Source organism: Guptibacillus hwajinpoensis (genome assembly GCF_001039475.1).
GTDB lineage: Bacteria > Bacillota > Bacilli > Bacillales > Guptibacillaceae > Guptibacillus > Guptibacillus hwajinpoensis.
In genome coordinates, this window is sequence record NZ_LELK01000001.1 from 632721 (window position 1) to 652819 (window position 20099).

Below are 20099 nucleotides of genomic sequence, written 5' to 3' on the forward strand. Positions count from 1 at the left end.
AAAAAAGCGACGTACAAAATAGAGTCTGGCAATAAGCCAGACTCTATTAACGTTATTCTTTTTTGTTTTCTTCTTCCGGCTCTTCTTCTTCATAAGCAGTCGCAACTTCGCTAGCATATTGATGTTCTTCTTGATCATTCTTATCTTTAGAAGAGTCACTCTCTTCATTAGAATCGAAGTTGTTGTAACTCCCTCTTGACACAAAGCTTTCTAACATGGCTTTTAAGTCCATGCCTGTTGATTCTTTTAGACTTGCTTGCAGACCCGTCATTGTTTTGGTTACGTTGTCTGTAATCTGAGTGGAACCCTTACCGCCACCCATATCAATGACTTTCATCTCTGAAATTTGAGACAGTGGCTGAGCAATTTCATGCGCATATTTCGGTAACATGTCGATAAGCATTTCAATAATGGCAGCATCGCCATATTTCTCCATTGCCTGAGCCATTAGTTCTTTAGCTTCAGCTTCAGCACGACCACGTTCACGAATCACCTCCGCTTCCGCTAGACCTTTCTGCTTCTGAATTTCAGCTTTAGTTTGACCGTCAATGCGATCTCGCTCTGCCTCAGCTTCTGCATTTGCACGTATGTCGTATGCATTCGCATCAGCCTGCGTTTTTCTGCGTTTCTGCTCTTCTAATTCTAATTCAACCTGGCGCTGACGCTCGATATATTGAACCTGCATCTCTTCTTCTTTAACTTTCTGGTTTAATCTTGCTTGTTCAAGGTTGTAAGATTGTTCTGATCGAGCTCGTCCTCGTTCGATCTCAGCTTTATATTCCGCTTCTTTCACATCTTTGTCTTTTTGCGATTGAGCGATATCAATTTGACGTCTAATCTCATCTTCTTCTGCTTCTTGGTCCGTTTTGGCCTTATGCATACGTGTTTCACGTCGTGCGTTCGCCTCGGCGATGTCAGCATCTTTTCTAGCCTCTGCGATTCGAGGGCGGCCAAGCGCTTCAAGGTATCCGTTCTCTTCATCGTCGTCTTTTAATTCTTTTAAAGCGAAAGAGGTGATTTCAAACCCAAGATTTTTTAGATCTTCTTCTGCTATATTTTTTACTTTTTTGTTAACAGAATTAAAATCTTTGTAGATCTCATCCACTGTAAGAGACGAAATGATTGCGCGAAGGTGTCCTTCAAGAACTTCTTTTAGTTCACGTTCTTTTTCCTTTTGTTCCTTTCCTAGAAACTTCTCAGCATAATTCGCAACAATTTCCAGCTTGCTTCCAATACTAATCTCAGCAACACTTGTTGCTTTAATTGGAACACCCTCTGATGTATACGCTTTTGGAGAAGCAATTTCTAGTTGAAACGACGTAAGATCAATCGGTGTGCTCGTTTGGAACATTTTAAGTCGAATACCGCCACCACGAACGATTTTCATGCTTCGACCATTATCATCTACGAAAATGCGATTGTCCTCTTCTGCATTTCCAAGTTTCGGTCCAGTAATAATCAGTGCTTGATTAGAACTCGCTGTTTTATAACGCTTCTTGAAAATGAAGAACCCAATTCCCCCTACAATTAATAAGAAGAATAAGACTAATCCTGAAATAATTAATCCAATAAACTCCATCATATAACGTTTCTCACCCTTTCTGTGTTTTGCAATTCCTGCTATGTAATTGCCCTTCCCCTTTTCTACGAGTCCGATTTGAAAAAGTTTCAGAATATATCGAATTAACAAGAATTGCAGAAAGATAAAAACGAACCTGAAAGCAGGTTCGTTTAGGTAAGACTTAACTTCTAAAAGCTTTCTAATATAGCATCGCCTTTTACAACTACTTCATTTCTTTGATTCATAGCCAAAACATTGAATCGATATTTGTCATTCTTAATGGATTCAAGTGATGCTTGGAGCGTGATGACATCACCCAAGAACACCATTCCTTTAAACGCGACAGAATACTCTTTAAGAAATACTTCTTGATAATATGGCGTGAACAATTTTGCTAAATTACCGATTGTCCACATCCCATGAGCAATAATACCAGGTAGCCCTGCCTTAGAAGCTTCTTCATCAATCGTGTGTATGGGATTAAAATCCCCAGATGCTCCAGCATACTTAATCAAGTCTAGACGAGAAACCGGCGAAAGGGTTACTTCAAGAGGAGTTCCGATATTAAATTCGTTCACTGTATTCATGAAGTCATCCCCTTTCGAACAGCTTCTGTAATAATTACGACCTGTTCTTCTGTAAAAATAATGTCTCCATCTGACTCTTTACCAAAACGCTTAAGAATGAGAAAACCTAAAAGCCCGCTTTGCCCTTTTCGTTCATAATAATCCTCCAATATTGTTGAGCACATGACGGTCTCGCCTACAAGAAGAGGTCGATTGTATTGAAAAGTTTGCTTGCCATGAATCAACCCAACATTAGGGAGGTTGAAATCTTCTATAACGCCATAATCAAACACTCTTGGATATGTAGGAGGTGCGAGATTCTTACCATACCTGGAGCGTTTACCTACTTCTTCATCGGTATAAATGGGGGAAGGATCTCCTATTGCGTTCGAGAACGCTTTAACCGACCCATGTTCCACCCTATTCTTTACAGGAATGGATTGTTTACCGATCATTTCTTCAAACATACAACTCCTCCTATGCGTATTGACCTACTTTTACATGTCCTTTTAACAAATTTCTTGCAATGATGAGGCGTTGAATTTCATCTGTACCATCGTAAATTCTCCAAAGTCTTGCTTCTCTGTACCACCGTTCAATCGGAAGCTCTCTCGTATAGCCCATGCCTCCATGAATTTGTAGAACACGATCGACAACTCGATTCCCCATGTTAGAGCCATACAATTTTGCCATTGATGCCAGCTGGCGATTATCTTTTCCTTCGTCAAGCGTGTAGGCTGCGTTTAAAACGAGCCACTTAGCTGCTTCAATCTCAACAGCAGAATCAGCAATTTGCCATTGAATGGCCTGTCGTTCCGCAATTGGTTTACCAAACGTTTCTCGTTCGTTTGCATAATCAATTGCCATCTTTAACAGTCGTTCACCAGCTCCCACTGCTGTTGCACCAACGATCCAACGAGCGAAACCGATCCATTCTAGCCCAAGATTGTATCCTCCATTAACTTCTCCAAGAATGTTTTCATGAGGAACTCGCACATTATCAAAAACAAGTCCAGCAGGACCCCATTCTCCCATTGTATGAATGTATTCTGACTTCCACCCCATGTCACGATCGACAATAAAGCAAGTTACGCCATCTCTCCCAGTCGCAGCGTGTTTTTCTTTATCCGTAATAGCGATAACCATAACAAAGTCAGCTTCATTTCCACCTGTAATAAACGTCTTCTCACCATTAAGCACCCATTCATCGCCATCACGGATGGCAGTCATTTTAATGTTCCGCGTATCAGAACCAGCACCTGGTTCTGTCATAGCAAAACAAGATTTCTTCTCCCCGTTGATGGTCGGAAGCAAGTACTTTTCTTTTTGATCTTTGTTCGCATAATACAAAATGTTATCAGCCGAGCCTCCGAATCGAAACGGAACGAACGTTTTTGATACTTCCATCATGACGATAGCGAGCATCATTTGACCAAGGTCAGCGCCGCCGTATTCTTCAGGCGTATTAATACCCCAGAAGCCTGCTTTTTTTGCTTTTAGCTGAAGTTCATTCATTTTTTCTGCAGAGATGCCTGGCTTTCCTTCTCTTTCATTACGAAGAACATCATTTTCTAGAGGGATTAGTTCATTTTCAACAAACTTGCGAATTGTCTTTTGCACCATAACTTGCTCATCTGTTAACCGTAAATCCATGTCAGATCTCTCCTTAAGAATCGATTTGAAAATTAGAATGATACTTACTAACCGGTTAGTATCTTACTTCGACATTGTGAATGCTCTTCCTTCTTGCGACGTAGAGAATGTTTAATTCGTTATAATTAACAAAGGGGTCAGACACGTGTCTGACCCCTCTTCTGCTATTTTCCTATAAACATTTGTGTCCAATAATGACCATCTTGCGCAAGTCCAACACCTATATGAGTAAAGTTCTTATTCATAATATTTTTACGGTGACCTTCACTCTTCATCCATGCGTCAACTACTGCTTCTGGTGTTTGTTGCCCTTGTGCAATGTTCTCTCCTGCAGTGTTGAAATCAACACCGAAGTCTCTCATCATGTCGAAAGGTGAGCCATATGTTGGACTTGTATGGGAGAAGTAATTCTCCTGTTGCATGTCGCGGGATTTTTCCTGAGCGACGTCACTCAAAGAAGGCATTGCTTTTAGATTCGAAAGACCTTGCTTTCTTCTCTCAGCATTTGTAAGGTCAATGACTTGTTGAACTTCTTCGCTAATCTCTCCTGATTGTTTTGGAGCTTTTTTGTCCTCGGTTCCATTTTGATTAGCGTTACGATCTGCATCTGCTTGACCTGTCCCTTGGTCTGGTCTCATTTTCTGCTGGCGCTGTTGCTCATCTTTCCCGCCGATACCATATTGTTCGGGGAATCCTTCTGGCAAGTATTCTCTAGGATCTACCCCTTCAGGTAACGCATCTCTAAATTCAAACTGACCATTCTGAACGATTTCTCCATGTGGGAATTTAACGCTAGGTGTATCAGTACTGTACGAGTTAGGATCTATGGTTAGTTGTCCACTGTTTATACGCTGAACACCTTCCGTAGGTGAACTCGTTTTGTTAATATCAAGTGCTTCATCATTATTATTTGCATTACATGCCCCAAGTAATATCAAACCCGGCAGCAGTAATGGCATTAGTTTCTTGTACATTCGTTGCCCTCCTTTAGGTCAATTTCTTACTGTCTTAGTTTTTCTTAAGAAGAGCAAAGTATAGGTGGTAAAAAGCGAGAAATTATAAGAAAGGTCCCAGTTATACAAAAAAGGCTCCTCTCAATAGAGAGAAACCTTTCGTATATCAACCTGTATTTCTAAGACCAGCAGCAATACCATTTATGGTGAGGAGTATTTCTTTCAATAGCTCATCATCTTTACTACCGTCAGCACGATAAGTCGAGATCAGTTCAACTTGAAGTGAGCTCAACGGATCTACGTAAGGATTTCTTAAACGAATTGAATCTTTAATATTTGGCGTACCATCAAGAAGCTCTTCTTGACCAGTAATCGTTAGAATCACATTTTTTGTCTGATGATATTCATCCACGATTTTACCGAAAATCCGACTTGATAATTGTTGATCATCAATGAGGTCCATATATTTCTCAGCTGTTGTTAAATCAGCCTTCATTAAGCCCATTTGAAGATTATCAATTAATGAAGCAAAGAAAGGCCAGTTTTCATACATTTCTTTTAGTGTGTGTAGCCCGTCTTTAGTGGATGCAAATTCAGTAAGGCCGGTTCCTGATGCATACCATGCTGGCATGAGCTGACGACTCTGAGTCCAGGCAAATACCCATGGTATTGCACGGAGATCATCAAAGTGATCCGTACCTTTACGACTCATTGGTCTTGATCCAATATTAAGTGCGCTCAATTCTGGTAATGGTGTTCCTTGTTTAAAGTAAGCTAGAAAACCTTCATCTTGGAAGACCAGTGACTGATATGTCTTAAGGGACACGTTCGAAATGTGTTCCATTGCGTTCTGCCACTTTTCTTGCCTTTTATCTTTTTCAATGCCAGATACAGCTGATGTAAGCAGTGTTGTTGTTGCTTGTTCTAAGCTTCGATATGCAATATCATACAAAAGATAACGGGAAGATAATACTTCACCTTGCTCAGTTATCTTTACCCCAGCAGTGTATGTTTCAGGTGGTTGTGATAACAGACTTCTACGAAGTGGACCGCCACCACGTCCAAGAGCACCACCACGTCCGTGGAAGAATTTCAGACGTAAATTTCGTTCAGAAGCAAGACCACTAATTTCTTGTTGGGCTTCATAAAGCTTCCAGTTTGCGGTTAGTGTTCCACCGTCTTTACTTCCGTCAGAATAGCCAAGCATAATTTCTTGTCGGTTACCTAGCTTTTCAAGATGCTTTTTGTAAACCGGAAGATCAAATAATGTTTTCATGATCGAAGGTCCAGCTTTCAAATCATCAATGGTTTCAAGCAGTGGAGCGATGTTCAAATCACTTTCGACACTGCCATCAGAATGCATGCGATAGATGTTTGCTTCTTTAGCGAGCACAAGTACTTCAAGCAGGTCGCTTGCTGATTGAGTCATGCTAATTAGGTAAACGGAAATCGAATTTACACCAAATTCAAGATGTGCTTTCTTAATCATGTTGAATATATCAAGAATTTTTCTCGTTTTTTCAGAGTAATCCTCGTAAGTAGAAAGCACTGGCCTTGGGTCTTCAAGCACATTGCTAAGCAATTGTACTTTTTCTTCCTCTGGTAGAGAAGCATAGTCATCTGCAACGTTTACTCGTTTAAACACTTCTGCAATAGCCGCTTCATGTTCACCACTATGATTACGGATATCCAACGTAGCAAGGTGGAAACCAAAGAGTGAAGCTTGACGGATCAGCTTTGTAAGATCCGCGAAATGATAACGTTCTGGATGGTGTTGACGAAGGCTATTAGCGATTAGCTTTAAATCGTCTATAAAATTCTCTACATCGCTGTATCCGTTGTCAGTATTGATGCGATTAAGCTTCTCTAAGACGTAAGTAAGTTTAACTCGGTACGCTTCATGCGATACACCCCATGGCTTCACTTCTGGAAGAGCTTCTTGATCTCGTTCAATTGAGGCAATGAGCTCACCGCAAATTGGAATGCGATTAGTGGATTGACTAAGCTTGCGCATTAAATCCTTGATGGATTTTTTGTACTTCGAAAGAACAACATCGCGCTGTCTTTCAAGTGTATTCCAGGTTACTTGAGGTGTAACGAATGGGTTGCCATCACGATCTCCACCAATCCATGAACCAAACTTTAGGATATTAGGTATGCGCCACTCTGCATCTGGATAGTGTTCGTGCAGACATTCTTCAAGTTCTTGATGAATTTGAGGCAGAACTTCGAATAGTGTTTCTTCAAAATAAAATAGTCCCATGTTTACTTCGTCCATAACGGTTGGCTTTTTATGGCGAAGTTCATCAGTTTGCCATAAAGTTGTAATCTCATTTAACAGTTCTTCTTTAAGGCCTTTTTGTTCGCGCTTTGTTAGCAATGGGTTGTCCAATTGCTGTAATGAAACTGCGATCCTCTTATGAATTTCAAGCACAGATCGTCTTGTAGCTTCTGTTGGGTGTGCAGTTAAAATCAATTCAAGTGAAAGAGATGAAAGCGTATCTTCAATCAGTTCACCTGGTACGTTATTCTTCTTTAGAAGTGCGATTGCATGAGGAATTGAACCTGGTTGCGATTGATCCTCTTCAAGCATTTGATAATCACGTCTTCTTCTTATGCGATGATTCTGTTCTGCAATGTTAACCAGGTGAAAATACAATGCAAACGCCCGAATGACTTGCTTTCGCATAGGTTGTTTAAGTGTATGTATCATACTTTTAAGTTCCTGTGATGTTTCTATGCTTACTTCCTGTCTAAGTGATTTCGTCTTCTCACGAATCGATTCAACCATATCAAGAAGTTCTTTGCCGCCATGCTGCACTAAAACGTCACCTAATAAACTTCCAAGCATACTAATGTCACGTCTTAGGGCAACGTGGTGACTTTGTTGTGTAGAACGATCAGTATCCATAGCCATATACAATCAACCTTTCTTTTTCGTTTAGAGACATCTTACCAAATATTAAAAATATTTCAATAAACTTATTATAACCAAGAAAATTTATTCTTGTCATCTTTTATGACGCTGTCACTTTCCTTCGTTATTGGCTCTACATACTTACAATAAAGGAATGAAAACGCATTCAAAGAAAATTTATTTTTTCATTTATTTCATTAAAAAACCTCGCATGATATGCGAGGTAGGAAGTCAAAATCACCTGATATTGTTTCTTCTTAAATAGAGAATTTTCGTTTGAATTGATCGATTTTCTTGTTCTCACCAACCATCAAAATGACGTCTCCTTTTTCAAACGCCACTTCAGCATAACGACTTAGAATCGGAGAATCCTTACGGAGAATCAACGATACGTTCAATTCATATTTTCTTGAAAAATTGAGATCGAGAAGCGTTTGGCCAATTAATTCGTCAGGTACTTTCACTTCGATGGCAGATACATTTTTTGTGATTTCAATGTATTCGAGAACATTAGGCATTGTAATTTGCCTGGCAACTTTCATACCCGCTTCCTCTTCCGGATAGATAACCTGATCCGCTCCTAAATTATACAAAATCTCACCGATCTCACGACTAACAGCTTTTGTAATGATTTTCTTTGCATTACGATCACGAAGACGATTTGTGATTAAAATCGCCGAATAGGCATCTGTTCCAATTGCAACAAATACAGCATCATATTGGTCTACATTTAGATCGTCCATCACACGATTTTCGCGAAGATCTCCTACAATAGAATGTGTTGCATAATCATCAACGTCTTCTAACGGACCTTCATCTTTATCACAAACAACGACATCGCATTTTTGAGCATATAATTCTTGTATGATTCCTTTAGCGAATCGTCCAGCTCCAATAACTAGATATTGTTTACGCACATTGATCACTCCTTAACCGACAGCGAGATCTTCTTTTAGATAACGAGTTCTTGACTTTTCTATTTTAAATACAACATAAATGAAACTGAATACTCCAATCCGTCCAATAATCATTAACATGCAGAGTAGTAGTTTAGAAATGCTTGCAAGTTCTGCAGTTATGCCCATCGACAGACCAGTATTCGTAAGTGCTGAAAGAACTTCGAATGCAATCATTTCAATTTCTTGGGTCTCAAAAATGGAAAGAATAATGGTTGAGAAACCGAATAAAAAGATAAAGGTTAACAATATGAGAAACGATTTGTTTATCGAATCCTGGGAAATTGTTTTCTTAAACAGAGTTGTATTTTCTTCTGAACGTGCAACAGAAATCATTTTCGCAACGAGAACAGTAAAGGTTGTTAAACGTAGACCTCCACCAGTACTGGAAGAAGCTCCACCGATAAACATCAAACTCATCAATAGTAAAACAGTTGTAATGTTAAGCGTTGAGATATCAACCGTTGTTAATCCGCCGTTTCTGGAGGTAGCGGATAAGAAAATGATGTTAACGAGTTTATCGAACCATGACAGATCGCCAAAAACCCCATTACGCTCTAACAGAAAGTAAACAACTGTTCCGAAAAGAAATAAAAAGCTGTGTAGCCTAATGTTTACTTTCGTAAATAAGCTTTTCTTCTTTCGAAATGCAAATATGTATTCAACGATCGTCGGAAATCCGAGACTTCCAAGGAAAATCATAGTCGCAGACGTTAATAGTAGCAACCAATTTTCTTGAAATGAAATTAAGCTATCTCCAAAAAGGTCAAAACCCGCGTTTGTAAAGCTAGCTACACTGTGAAAAACAGTAACAAATACCGCTTCTTGAAGTGAACTGGATTGTTCATGAATTCCATTAAACATCAACCCAAACCCGATCGCTTCAACTAAAAGAGCAATCATTAAGACAGAAAGACTCAATGAACGGATCGTTTTTAACTGAGTTTGATTTTGGTCTTTAGAGATTAAGAGCATGCTTGACAACGTTAGCTTCTTACCCATCATCATAAACAAGTAACTAACGAGTACAAGGATTCCTATTCCGCCAAGCTGCATTTCAATGATTAACAACGCTTGACCAATTCTTGTGAATTCGGTAGAAATATTTATGACCGATAGCCCTGTTACACTAAGTGCGCTTGTTGAGACAAACAAGGCATCGATCACTTGAAGCGATCCGACATGGGAGAAGGGAAGCAAGTAAAGAGCCGCAAATAAAAGAATGGTTCCCACATACATGATAAAAATATAGCGAAAGGATTTAATTGTTGATTTATTCTTTAGCATAGCATCTCTCCACAAACATTCTATCTACATTATTCCTATCAATTCACTATATCATGAAAAAAAAAGCTTTGCTTTACTCTCTTTTAAACGGAAAGCAATTGTACTGATGAAGGTAATTCTTTTGTTATCTTTTTCCTAATCGTACAGGAAAAAACCTCTTAAGACGACTCTTAAGAGGTTTTATTTGCTGTTTTTGTATAGTAATCGATTAGTCCCATTGCACACACCGTTAAATCGACTCGGATATAGTTATAAACAATATGATTATCTGGTACATCATGCATTCCTAACTCGGTTTGAACCAGAAGAAACAGTTCATCTGCAAGAAGATCTCTCTTATCCTCAAACGAGTCCTTTTCTGGCCGTTTAAGCACTGTTTCTGTTTTTTCGAGAAAGAGTGACAACCAGTGCTTTAGCTGTCTCGAGACTTCAGGAGGGTTACTCGACTTTCCATAGTGACCGAAATAAATTGCATCCGGTTGATAAGAAAAGATCTTCCGCTCTGAATCGAGCATTGCCTCAGGATCAAATTGGTTTGGTGATGTGGAGGGCAAATACAATTCAAAGTCTAGCTGAGGATAATAAACACCCACTGTATCACCTACAAAAACGCCATTTGTCTTTGAATCATGTATCGAAAAATGATGTTTTGCATGTCCCGGTGTGTCAAGAAACGTTAACGTTCTTTTAGAGCCAATCGATAAAGTATCACCGTCATTCATGACAATTAAGCGCTCTTTCGGGATCGGTACAATCGGGTCGAAGAGTTCACCAAACTTATTACCATATACGGCTTTGGCACCTTGAATGAGACGCTCAGGAGTTTCAAGATGACGTGCCCCTTTAGGATGCACAATAACGCGAGCATTTGGGCACTGCTCAAGAAAGAGGCCAGCCCCTCCTGCGTGATCAAGATGAATGTGTGTAACGATGATATTCTTAACGTCCTCTAAATTAATATTAAGTTCCTTGAGTCCTTGAATTAAATAGGGTACAGAAGGACTTGCACTTGTTTCTATGATTGTAAGTTCTTCTTCATGTAATATGTAGCTTCCAGTACGTTTCTCCAATGTTAGGTCGTATAGATCAATAAGTGATAAATCTTCTCCAATTCTAAGTGTTTCAGACATGTTTCTTCCCTCCAAGCGTTATCATAACCTTATTGCAAAGAATTCTCTTTATCAATCGGAAACCCTTTTTTGAATTATTATTGATTCAAATGAGGTGTTGAGTTATAAACAACATTTACCCAGTCATCATTTTGTTTTTCCACTATCGTAAGAGATGTGTTGAAAAGATGACTGTCGTGATTGAGAGTTGGAAGAGCACTTTTAAAATAATGTCTTAAAAAGGAGCCGTGACTAACAATTAAGATGTTCTTACCATGAAAGTTTTCCTCAAATTCTGTGATGGCTTCTCTAGCTCGCGCCACGACTATCTCTTCTGCTTCAATACCAAGGTCCAACGCTCTCCAATTCTCTCCCCACTTTTCAATCCGCTCTTGTTCAGTTGTTCCTTCGATCATACCACCACTAGCTTCACGTAACCGTTGATCGATCAGTACTTCAATGCCAAGCGTCTCTGCAATAATGTCAGCTGTTTGTTTGGCTCTTGCTAAATGACTAGAAACAATAACGCTCCACTCGTTTCGATCAAGATGTTGAGCGAGCTTCTCAGCTTCTTTACGTCCATCCTGATCAAGATGAATATCTGAACTTCCCTGAGCTCTTCTATCCTTATTCCAGGATGTACGACCATGTCGAATAAACCCTATTCTCATTTCAATTCTCCCCTTATTGAATGATATTTAATGTTATGAGTCATTTAATGTACTAGCAATCAATCTTTGAATGTCTTTAACACGATTTTCTCCACAGACTTGCCGATTTAATAAACTGCATAGAGCCACTAAATCCGCAAGCTTGGCTAGCTTTTTCCAGTTTTCACTCAAGGTAATGCCACTTTCATTTAAACTAGTGATGAGGCCAGTTTCAAATGACGACATATGAGGATACTGATAACGAAGCATGTTGCCAATATCAAAATAAATGCTTCCTGATAGAGCAAACTCCCAGTCCAGTACAGCACTAACGTCTGTCCCATTCATTAAGAGGTTAAGCCCATTAAAATCGCCATGAACAAGTTTTGGTCCACTTTCATCTTCTTCAAAAAAGTGAGCGTTTACCCTCGTGTACTTATGTATGTGATCAACGACATTACTAGGTAACCACTTTGATGCATACCCAGCCGTAAAGAAAGAATCAATCGTTGAGATAAACTTTTCTGGTGTTAAACGGAATTCTTCTATTACTTTTAATCTCGAGTCTAGAAATCCATACGTATCAAACGTTACTTCTCTATGTGCTGCTAGTTGTTTGCCAATCGATTTTCCCATGCATTTCATCTCGGCTGGTGAAGAATCAATTAGCTTCTGATAAAGCAAAGACCCTTCTTTCCATTCAAGTATTCCGATACCAAACCCATTCCATTTTGTTAGATGTAAAAAACGTGGTGCTCTAACATGATCTGGGAGGATAGCGTGAAGGGTTTGTTCTCTTACTAGACTTTCGTAATTCTTAGTTACACGTACAACGACAATTGTTTCATCGAGCATTACTTTGTAATTGGTATGACTTAATCCCCCCGAGAGGATTGTGATGTGCTGAACATCATGGTTCATAGAATAACTTCGAATGATTGATTTGATAGCTTCAATAGGAATTTCGATAATAGGATTGTGACGTTCCCAGTTTGTTTTCATGTAACCCCTCCCACTTTCTTATCATATCAACTTCATTACAAAAAAGCTCTTCCTCAACAGAGAAAGAGCTTTAACATTAAGTCCAGTTAATTGGTAAAGGTAGAACATCTTGAACTTGTTTTTCATACTTTGTCATCTGGTCGTTTGTCATCCAAATCCGAACAGAACCTTTGTCTTCACTACTTCTTATCAATCGTCCAATGCCCTGTCTAAGTCTGAGTAGCATGTATGGCAAGTCAACTTCAGTAATTGGGTCCATTGCGTGACTTCGCTTGGCTTGGAAGACAGGGTCGTTTGGAGGGAACGGAAGAGATGAGATTAATACCTGAGTTAGAGACTCTCCAGGAACATCTAGACCTTCCCATAAATGATAAGAACAAAGCACAGCAGATTCATCACGCTGGAACTGTTTCACTGTTTCACTTATCTCTCTGTCACCTTCATAGATCATTTCAAAAGTCCAACTCTGATTAGCTGTCCAGTCACGGAAACGATTCATTTCTTCGAGCGAAGAGAATAGCAGCAAGGAATGCCCGTTATTTTCATTTAAGGCGTTACCCATTGCTTCCCATTTATCGCTTTCGTTTTCTGTGACTGTTCCATTCATCTTCATTTGAGTTTCATAATCAAAAGGTGAATTAACAGAGAAAGATGCGTACTTTTGAATCCCGAGGCTACTTGCTGTATAAGAGAAGTCACCTGCTTGAGATAGTGTTGCAGAAGAAAAGACAAATGGAATCTTCTGTGAGAAAACTTCTTTTCGTAGGATATCTTCAACAAGTCTAGGCATGATGACAAGTGACGTCTGGGTTTCGGTTTCCTCTAACCAGTGAATACCTTGTCCGTCCTGTAGTAACGTTCTTAACCCATAAGCAAAGAACTCAAGATACTCTTCCATGATTTTCACATGGTAATCTTCCATTACATAAAGTTCGGAATCAAAAACGAGCTGTTCTAGCAAGGCATCCACTTTTTCAGCAATCGTTTTGGCGGTTGTTAGCATCGGCTCCGTTCTTGGCACATCTTTACGAACAGACCCTTCAACAGCTTTAGACGTCTTACTAAGGTGAGCAAACCATTCATCGTGTAACTCAAGAATATCTTCAACAAGTGTAAGAGATTCCTCACGAACGTCCTGATCCATATACCCTGTTAGAATGCTAGAAAGTGTTTCTGAATGGAAGCGATAGGTTAACCCTTTTTGTGCTGCGAATTCAAGAAGATGGCCTTCATCAAAGACAACTGTACTTGCTTCAGGTAACAATGGAAGTTGGCCTTCACGTTTACGTGATTCCTTTGTCCAAATGTGCTCCATGTAAAAATCATGAGAACAAATAATAAGATCACTTGCATGACGGTAATATTCGCGATTAAGCGTTTGACCACAGCGATGACGCCAGTCACACGTTGAGCACTGTTGCAGAGGATCCCAGGCGATTTTCTCCCATTTTTCATTGGGAACCCATGGGTATTCTTTCCGATCCCCATAACGTTCAAACGACTTCATGGAGGCAGCAGGCTCGTATACAAATTCAGGAATTTCATCATGTACACTTAGAATATCTTCATCATCTGTTCGGTGTGCAAGGTAATCTAGTTTCTTCACGCACACATACTGCTCTCTTGCTTTCGCGAGTCTAACGTCAACGGTCAAACCAAGTGCTTTTTCAAGCTTCTCAATATCTCCGCCTTCTTTAACGAGTTGCTCAATAAGCGTTTCATCTGCACATGAAATAATAGCAGGTTTACGAGTGTAGCGCGCATAGCAAATGGCGTAAAGCAAATAGACAAACGTTTTCCCTGTCCCAACGCCTGCTTCTGCGAAAACGACACTTTTATTTTTAAAAGCCTGTTCAATTTGAAAGGCCATGAAGATTTGTTCATCTCGAAGCTCATAACCGTGTTCAGGGAGTATGTCATAGAAAACATCTCCAATATAGTCACCGAGCTTTTCGAAAAAAGAATCTTCCTTTGTAATTTCAAAAGGTAATGATTGGGTCATGTACGGTCTCCTCTTCTAGCTTGATCCGTCCTTTTATAGTAGAACAACTCTGTCTGAAATCTTAGCGACAGCTTGGCTTTTTCGTTCATCTTGCCAGTGTGTGAATAAACCAGTATGAAAAACAAGAAAACCACCTTTTATCATAACAGATTTTGTGTTATAAGTGAAAAAAGATCTACTCACTAAGTAGCGCCTCGCCGATTAGTTGATAAGATCGTAATCGCTCAACTTTGCTCGGTAGCATTGTAGTGATCATTAACTCATCAGGATTGAAGGTTGTCTTTAGCTTCTCTAACTGTAGTTGGACGTCTTCAACTGTCCCCGCTATCAATTTAGAAGAAGATTTATGTTCAACTTTGATCTTTTTTGATTCTTCTAGCGTAGGAAGTTTCGTATCACCTCGGATTTGAAAGTCATGTAACACATGTACCCAGTGTGCAAGTGCTTCCGCGTGCTCTCTTGTATCACTACAAATGACAGATACCGCAAGTAACGTGTATGGATTTTCTCCTTTAAACTCGCTCTTATAAGTGTGGAATAGTTCTCCACCATCTTTGTCACTCATAAAATATCCGAATGCGTAAGACATTCCATTTGTTGCTGCGAGCTGAGCACTCTTTTTACCAGTACCAAGCAACCAAGTCTCAGGACGTTGGGTAGGGACTGGAGCAGCGGCTAACGTATGGTACATATGGTCACTAGGGAATCCATTTCTCATGAACCGAAGCAGTTCTTCAACTTTCTCTGGCATTCGTCTCACTTCCTCCAAAAACCTTCCTGATAAAGCGGTTGTTGCCTCAGCTGAGCCTCCAGGTGCACGTCCTATACCGAGGTCAATGCGACCCGGGAATAAAGTAGCTAGAGTGTTGAATATCTCGGCTACTTTATAGGGTTTGTAATGAGGAAGTAAAATAGCGCCTGCACCAATTCGAATTCGTTTTGTATGTGCACCAAGGTAGCTTAGGAGAACTTCTGGTGCAGGACAAGCTACATGGTCAAGGTCATGGTGTTCTGTAATCCAGTACCTTGTATAGCCTAGCTCGTCTGCTAGTATCGCAAGGTCTTTTGACGCGTGAAGTGCATCAGTTACCGTTTCACCGATAAAGAGTGGAGATTGATCGAGAATACTTAATTTCATGTGGCACCTCTTTTTACAACAATCTGCTTCTATCCTATCGAAAGAAGAGACTTACATTATACGCTTATTATGAGAAAAACGCCCATTTCGGGCGTTTTAAATTAATAAATTAAAAAGGTCTTGGTCTTTGTTGATTTCGATGTACGAAAAGCCTTTACGATTCATCCGTTCAATTAATGGTTCGTAATCTTCTTTTTGCTTCAACTCGATGCCCGCAAGTACAGGGCCGCGGTCTCGATTGTTTTTCTTGGTATATTCAAAGCGGGTGATATCATCGGTAGGACCAAGTACATCTGCCATGAACTCTTTCAAGGCACCTGCTCGCTGTGGAAAATGAACGATGAAATAATGTTTTAAACCTTCGTAGATTAGCGAGCGTTCTTGAATTTCTTGCATTCGGTTAATATCATTATTTCCACCACTAATTACACATACAACATTTTTGCCTTTAATTTGATCTCGGTAGAAGTCTAAGGCTGCAATGGACATAGCACCTGCAGGTTCCGCGACAATGGCATTTTGATTATACAACTCAAGAATCGTAGTGCAAATCTTTCCTTCAGGTACAAGAACGATATCGTCGAGAATGTGTTTGCAAATATCGAGCGTTAACTTACCGACCTGTTTAACAGCAGCACCATCAACAAATTTATCAATGTAATCAAGTGATAGTAACTCGTTGTGATCGAGAGAATTCTTCATACCAGGTGCACCCTGGGGTTCAATTCCAACAATCTGGGTAGTTGGACTAATGCTTTTGACGTAAGAACCAACACCAGAAGCAAGCCCTCCCCCTCCGATTGGAACCATCATATAATCCACTTCGTCTATATCATTCATGATTTCGAGGCCCACTGTTCCTTGACCAGCGATTGTTCTGTAATCGTCGAACGGATGAATAAACGTCTTCTCATTCGAGTGACAGAACTTCTTAGCAGTTTGGAAAGAATCATCAAATGTATCACCAGTTAGAATGACCTCTACATTTGATCCACCAAACAGCTCAACCTGAGTTACTTTTTGGCGAGGTGTCGTCGCCGGCATAAAAATATGACCTTTAATATCGAGCGTTTTGCAAGAAAACGCAACACCTTGAGCGTGGTTGCCGGCGCTTGCGCACACTATGCCGTTTTCTTTTTCAGCTTTACTTAGGCTTTGGATGAGGTTATAAGCGCCTCTTATCTTAAAGGACCTTACGTTCTGAAGATCCTCACGCTTTACATAAACATTGCAGTTATAGCGATCAGAAAGGATTTTGTTCCGCTGCAGTGGAGTGTGCACCGCAACTTCCTTTAGGACTTGATTTGCGATAATGACATCTTCTACCTGTACCTTGCTAATTGTTTTACTCATTCTCGCACTCCTTCTGATTAATTAGAATAGTTTAACTTTTTAAAATTCATTTTAACACAATTTAACACGGTTGTACGTTATTGTTCTAAATGAAGTTGATTTCTTTTCACCTAGAAAGAGTGCTACAATTTTAATAGGAAATGAATTTTATATGAAGGAGGCTTTTTACTATGGAGAATTGGGCATTTGTATCCGATTTTGATGGCACGATTTCAAAAAAAGATTTTTACTGGTTGGTCATAGAAAGCTACTACCCAGAAGGACAGGAGCTTTATAAAAAGTGGAAAGCTGGTGAATACCAGGATATTGATTTTCTACAACAAGTCTTCCAATCAATTGACCAAAATGAGGAACAAATCATAGAGGATATTCTATCATTACCGATAGATGAACATGTTCCGTCTTTTATTGAAGCGGTTCAAGAAAACGGTGGTGACTTTTATATTCTAAGTGCGGGTACGGACTATTACATTCACCATATCTTAAATCATTATGGCATTCATGATGTACTGGTCTTTTCAAACAAAGGCTATTATGAAAACCAAAATGTCCATTTATCCATAGATGAAAATCACAAACATTATTCTAGACGATATGGCATTGATAAATCCAAGGTCATCTCTGAATTAAAAGAAAAGTACGACCTTGTGTATTTTGCAGGCGATAGCGAACCGGACTCTCATCCAGCTAAAGTGGCGGATCTTACCTTCGCGAAAGATGCACTTCAGGATATATTAAAAGAAAATGGTGTCTCTTTCATCGGTGTTGAGTCGTTCAAGGATGTTGAAAGGACACTTCGTGAAAAAGGAACAATCCGCTAATGCATGCACTAACGAATATCCCAATTCCGTCTATTCTTGAGATTCGGTCTGGCATTCGTCATCAATTGGAGTCCATCCTGATCAAGCATGATTTTAACAATGCCTTGTTTTTATTCGATGATTTCACATATCGAGAATATGCTGAAACATTTCACGACACATTTAAAGAAGTTTCGCTAACTTTTCATAAAATGGAGCCGAGACTTACGATCGATGAATTAATTCGCTTTGCTTTTAGTCTGGATACGTACGATGTTGTTGTTGCGATGGGCGGAGGCATGGTGATTGATTATGGGAAGTATATTGCCTTTTCAAGAAAAATGCCTTTCATTAGTATGCCAACTTCTGCTTCCAATGATGGTTTTGCAAGTAGCAATTGTTCTCTGATCGTAAACAATAAAAAAACAACGGTACCAGCTCAAGTACCGTATGGCATTATTGCGGACCTTGAGGTTATTCAACAGGCCCCTCCTCACTTCCTTCTAGCAGGTGTGGGTGACTTAATGAGTAATATTACTGCTCTTTATGACTGGGAGTTTGAAGAGCGTAATGGTGTCGGTCACGTGAACGCATTCGCATCCATGTTAAGTAAGAAAGCGGTCAATAGCTTTATTCGAACTCCAATGAATGACATTAACAATCCAATTTTCATTAAAGAACTTGTTAGTTCTCTTACAATGGGCGGTGTAGCTACGGTGATTAGTGGTAATAGTGCACCAATCAGTGGTTCTGAACACCTGATTTCACACGCATTAGATAAACGATCACTAAATCCCCATATGCATGGCATCCAAGTTGGGATCGCGACGTATATTATCGCGAATGTACAAGAGCATCGAGCAGATCGAATGAGGAAAGTTTTTGAACGAACTGGATTCTTCCACTATTTAAATGAACAGAACTTGAAGAAAGACGATCTGAAAGACGCCATTTTATTCGCTCCTTCTGTTAAACCTAGTCGATATACATATCTCCATGATGATAAATACCGTGAGAAGGCTCTTGTTTTTCTAGATCAGGACCCCCTTCTTCAGGATTTACTGAATTAGACAAAACAAGGCTTCCACTACTTGCTTAGTGAAAGCCTTGTTTTAACTATTTTAGATACATAGTTAACATAATCTTTTATTATCACCTAAAGTTCTGTTCGGATATCCCAAAGTTCTGGAAAGAAACGATGATCAAGTACTTTCTTTAAATACCCTACTCCAGATGAGCCTCCTGTACCTCGCTTAAAACCGATAATACGTTCAACCGTTTTCATATGTCGAAAACGCCACTGTTGTAAGCAATCTTCAATATCAACTAGTTTTTCAGCTAGTTCATAAAGATCCCAGTACTTTTCAACATCCTGGTAAATGGTTAACCATGCTTCCTTCACAGATTCATTCTGTTGATAGGTTCCCGTTACGTTTCGATTTAGAACAGCTTCATCAATTGGTAGACCAGCTTTTGCAAGTGCTCGAATTGCTACATCATATATTCCAGGTTCATGGTAGGCCGCACTTAACTTGTCATGCAACGCTTTATCCTTTTCATAAATCGTAAGAACGTGCGACGTTTTGTAGCCAAGCGCAAATTCAATCATTCGGTATTGGTACGATTGAAATCCTGATGCTTGTCCGAGCGACTCTCTAAATTCCATGTATTCAGATGGTGTTAACGTTGATAGTACATCCCATGCTTGAATAATTTGCGTTTGGGTTCTCGAGACCCTTGATAGCATTTTGAATGCGGTTGATAGTTCATTTTCTTTAATGGCTTCTATAGCACCCTTTAATTCGTGTAGTATCAATTTCATCCACAGTTCACTGACCTGGTGAATAATGATGAAAAGCATCTCGTCATGGTGATCTGAAAGCCTGTTCTGACTTGAAAGAATCTGATCAAGATTTAAATATTCCCCGTAGGTCATCGTGTTTTTGAAATCCGTATGGATTGACGATTCAATTGAATCTTTCTCAGTCGGTTTCTTTTTCATTCTTTTTACCTCCTTGAAAAGCATGTAAGCGGATACAAAATTGCGCTAATTTTTAATGAGTTTCTTCATTAATAGTTGATTTCTTTAGAGCTGTCTTTCGATGTGAACGCAATCCTGATTAGGGTGATTTCATACGAAAAACAGCACCTT

Annotated in this window: 18 protein-coding genes; 2 read left to right on the plus strand and 16 right to left on the minus strand. The window is 39.6% G+C overall.

Going from position 1 to position 20099, the window contains the following annotated elements:
- Positions 1–52: 52 nt before the first annotated feature.
- From AB986_RS03260 to ilvA, 15 genes are all read right to left on the minus strand, one after another.
- Positions 53–1582, minus strand: coding sequence for a flotillin family protein (locus AB986_RS03260; RefSeq protein WP_053216019.1), 1530 nt, complete (start codon positions 1580–1582; stop codon positions 53–55).
- Between the two features lie 167 nt (positions 1583–1749).
- Positions 1750–2148, minus strand: a complete 399-nt coding sequence (locus AB986_RS03265) for a MaoC/PaaZ C-terminal domain-containing protein (RefSeq protein WP_048309454.1) — start codon at positions 2146–2148, stop codon at positions 1750–1752.
- On the minus strand, positions 2145–2594 hold the full coding sequence (locus tag AB986_RS03270; RefSeq protein WP_048309455.1) for an FAS1-like dehydratase domain-containing protein: 450 nt from the start codon (positions 2592–2594) through the stop codon (positions 2145–2147). The genes AB986_RS03265 and AB986_RS03270 overlap by 4 nt, the downstream gene beginning before the upstream one ends.
- A 10-nt stretch (positions 2595–2604) precedes the next feature.
- Complete coding sequence (locus AB986_RS03275; protein ID WP_048309456.1) at positions 2605–3780, minus strand: acyl-CoA dehydrogenase family protein; 1176 nt, start codon at positions 3778–3780, stop codon at positions 2605–2607.
- A gap of 164 nt (positions 3781–3944) precedes the next feature.
- Complete coding sequence (locus AB986_RS21975) at positions 3945–4754, minus strand: CAP domain-containing protein (RefSeq protein ID WP_236690300.1); 810 nt, start codon at positions 4752–4754, stop codon at positions 3945–3947.
- Between the two features lie 145 nt (positions 4755–4899).
- On the minus strand, positions 4900–7644 hold the full coding sequence (gene ppc / locus AB986_RS03285) for a phosphoenolpyruvate carboxylase (RefSeq protein WP_048310827.1): 2745 nt from the start codon (positions 7642–7644) through the stop codon (positions 4900–4902).
- A 263-nt stretch (positions 7645–7907) separates the two neighbouring features.
- Positions 7908–8567: a potassium channel family protein gene (locus tag AB986_RS03290; RefSeq protein ID WP_048309457.1), complete on the minus strand. Its 660-nt coding sequence runs from the start codon at positions 8565–8567 to the stop codon at positions 7908–7910.
- 12 nt (positions 8568–8579) lie between these two features.
- Positions 8580–9893 (minus strand): TrkH family potassium uptake protein, encoded by a 1314-nt coding sequence (locus AB986_RS03295; protein WP_048309458.1) that lies wholly within the window; start codon positions 9891–9893, stop codon positions 8580–8582.
- 170 nt (positions 9894–10063) lie between these two features.
- Positions 10064–11023: an MBL fold metallo-hydrolase gene (locus AB986_RS03300; RefSeq protein WP_048309459.1), complete on the minus strand. Its 960-nt coding sequence runs from the start codon at positions 11021–11023 to the stop codon at positions 10064–10066.
- A 77-nt stretch (positions 11024–11100) separates the two neighbouring features.
- Positions 11101–11673, minus strand: coding sequence for a histidine phosphatase family protein (locus AB986_RS03305; protein WP_048309460.1), 573 nt, complete (start codon positions 11671–11673; stop codon positions 11101–11103).
- A gap of 33 nt (positions 11674–11706) precedes the next feature.
- Positions 11707–12654: a phosphotransferase family protein gene (locus AB986_RS03310; RefSeq protein WP_053216020.1), complete on the minus strand. Its 948-nt coding sequence runs from the start codon at positions 12652–12654 to the stop codon at positions 11707–11709.
- A 76-nt stretch (positions 12655–12730) separates the two neighbouring features.
- The gene (locus AB986_RS03315) at positions 12731–14656 is read right to left on the minus strand and encodes an ATP-dependent DNA helicase (RefSeq protein ID WP_048309461.1); all 1926 of its coding nucleotides are present in this window, start codon (positions 14654–14656) and stop codon (positions 12731–12733) included.
- A gap of 33 nt (positions 14657–14689) precedes the next feature.
- Positions 14690–14839, minus strand: coding sequence for a hypothetical protein (locus AB986_RS22205; protein ID WP_161797321.1), 150 nt, complete (start codon positions 14837–14839; stop codon positions 14690–14692).
- Positions 14832–15794 (minus strand): LLM class flavin-dependent oxidoreductase, encoded by a 963-nt coding sequence (locus AB986_RS03320; protein ID WP_048309462.1) that lies wholly within the window; start codon positions 15792–15794, stop codon positions 14832–14834. The genes AB986_RS22205 and AB986_RS03320 overlap by 8 nt, the downstream gene beginning before the upstream one ends.
- A gap of 96 nt (positions 15795–15890) precedes the next feature.
- On the minus strand, positions 15891–17147 hold the full coding sequence (gene ilvA / locus AB986_RS03325; RefSeq protein ID WP_048309463.1) for a threonine ammonia-lyase IlvA: 1257 nt from the start codon (positions 17145–17147) through the stop codon (positions 15891–15893).
- A gap of 170 nt (positions 17148–17317) precedes the next feature.
- Between ilvA and AB986_RS03330 the strand changes: the two genes are divergently transcribed.
- Entirely contained in the window at positions 17318–17968 is a 651-nt protein-coding gene (locus AB986_RS03330; RefSeq protein ID WP_048309464.1) for an MtnX-like HAD-IB family phosphatase, read from the plus strand.
- On the plus strand, positions 17968–19017 hold the full coding sequence (locus tag AB986_RS03335) for an iron-containing alcohol dehydrogenase family protein (protein ID WP_048309465.1): 1050 nt from the start codon (positions 17968–17970) through the stop codon (positions 19015–19017). The genes AB986_RS03330 and AB986_RS03335 overlap by 1 nt, the downstream gene beginning before the upstream one ends.
- Positions 19018–19103: 86 nt before the next feature.
- Here AB986_RS03335 and kynA read toward each other — a convergent pair whose 3' ends face one another.
- On the minus strand, positions 19104–19949 hold the full coding sequence (gene kynA / locus AB986_RS03340) for a tryptophan 2,3-dioxygenase (RefSeq protein ID WP_048309466.1): 846 nt from the start codon (positions 19947–19949) through the stop codon (positions 19104–19106).
- Between the last annotated feature and the right edge of the window lie 150 nt (positions 19950–20099).

Coding starts and splice junctions, on each gene's coding strand:
- AB986_RS03305 (WP_048309460.1), bottom strand. CDS start 11,673: ATGAGAATAGGGTTTATTCGACATGGTCGTACATCCTGGAATAAGGAT.
- AB986_RS03335 (WP_048309465.1), top strand. CDS start 17,968: ATGCATGCACTAACGAATATCCCAATTCCGTCTATTCTTGAGATTCGG.
- AB986_RS03265 (WP_048309454.1), bottom strand. CDS start 2,148: ATGAATACAGTGAACGAATTTAATATCGGAACTCCTCTTGAAGTAACC.
- ppc (WP_048310827.1), bottom strand. CDS start 7,644: ATGGATACTGATCGTTCTACACAACAAAGTCACCACGTTGCCCTAAGA.
- AB986_RS03320 (WP_048309462.1), bottom strand. CDS start 15,794: ATGAAATTAAGTATTCTCGATCAATCTCCACTCTTTATCGGTGAAACG.
- AB986_RS03315 (WP_048309461.1), bottom strand. CDS start 14,656: ATGACCCAATCATTACCTTTTGAAATTACAAAGGAAGATTCTTTTTTC.
- AB986_RS03310 (WP_053216020.1), bottom strand. CDS start 12,654: ATGAAAACAAACTGGGAACGTCACAATCCTATTATCGAAATTCCTATT.
- AB986_RS03295 (WP_048309458.1), bottom strand. CDS start 9,893: ATGCTAAAGAATAAATCAACAATTAAATCCTTTCGCTATATTTTTATC.
- AB986_RS03260 (WP_053216019.1), bottom strand. CDS start 1,582: ATGATGGAGTTTATTGGATTAATTATTTCAGGATTAGTCTTATTCTTC.
- ilvA (WP_048309463.1), bottom strand. CDS start 17,147: ATGAGTAAAACAATTAGCAAGGTACAGGTAGAAGATGTCATTATCGCA.
- AB986_RS03330 (WP_048309464.1), top strand. CDS start 17,318: ATGGAGAATTGGGCATTTGTATCCGATTTTGATGGCACGATTTCAAAA.
- AB986_RS03270 (WP_048309455.1), bottom strand. CDS start 2,594: ATGTTTGAAGAAATGATCGGTAAACAATCCATTCCTGTAAAGAATAGG.
- AB986_RS03275 (WP_048309456.1), bottom strand. CDS start 3,780: ATGGATTTACGGTTAACAGATGAGCAAGTTATGGTGCAAAAGACAATT.
- AB986_RS03300 (WP_048309459.1), bottom strand. CDS start 11,023: ATGTCTGAAACACTTAGAATTGGAGAAGATTTATCACTTATTGATCTA.
- AB986_RS21975 (WP_236690300.1), bottom strand. CDS start 4,754: ATGTACAAGAAACTAATGCCATTACTGCTGCCGGGTTTGATATTACTT.
- kynA (WP_048309466.1), bottom strand. CDS start 19,949: ATGAAAAAGAAACCGACTGAGAAAGATTCAATTGAATCGTCAATCCAT.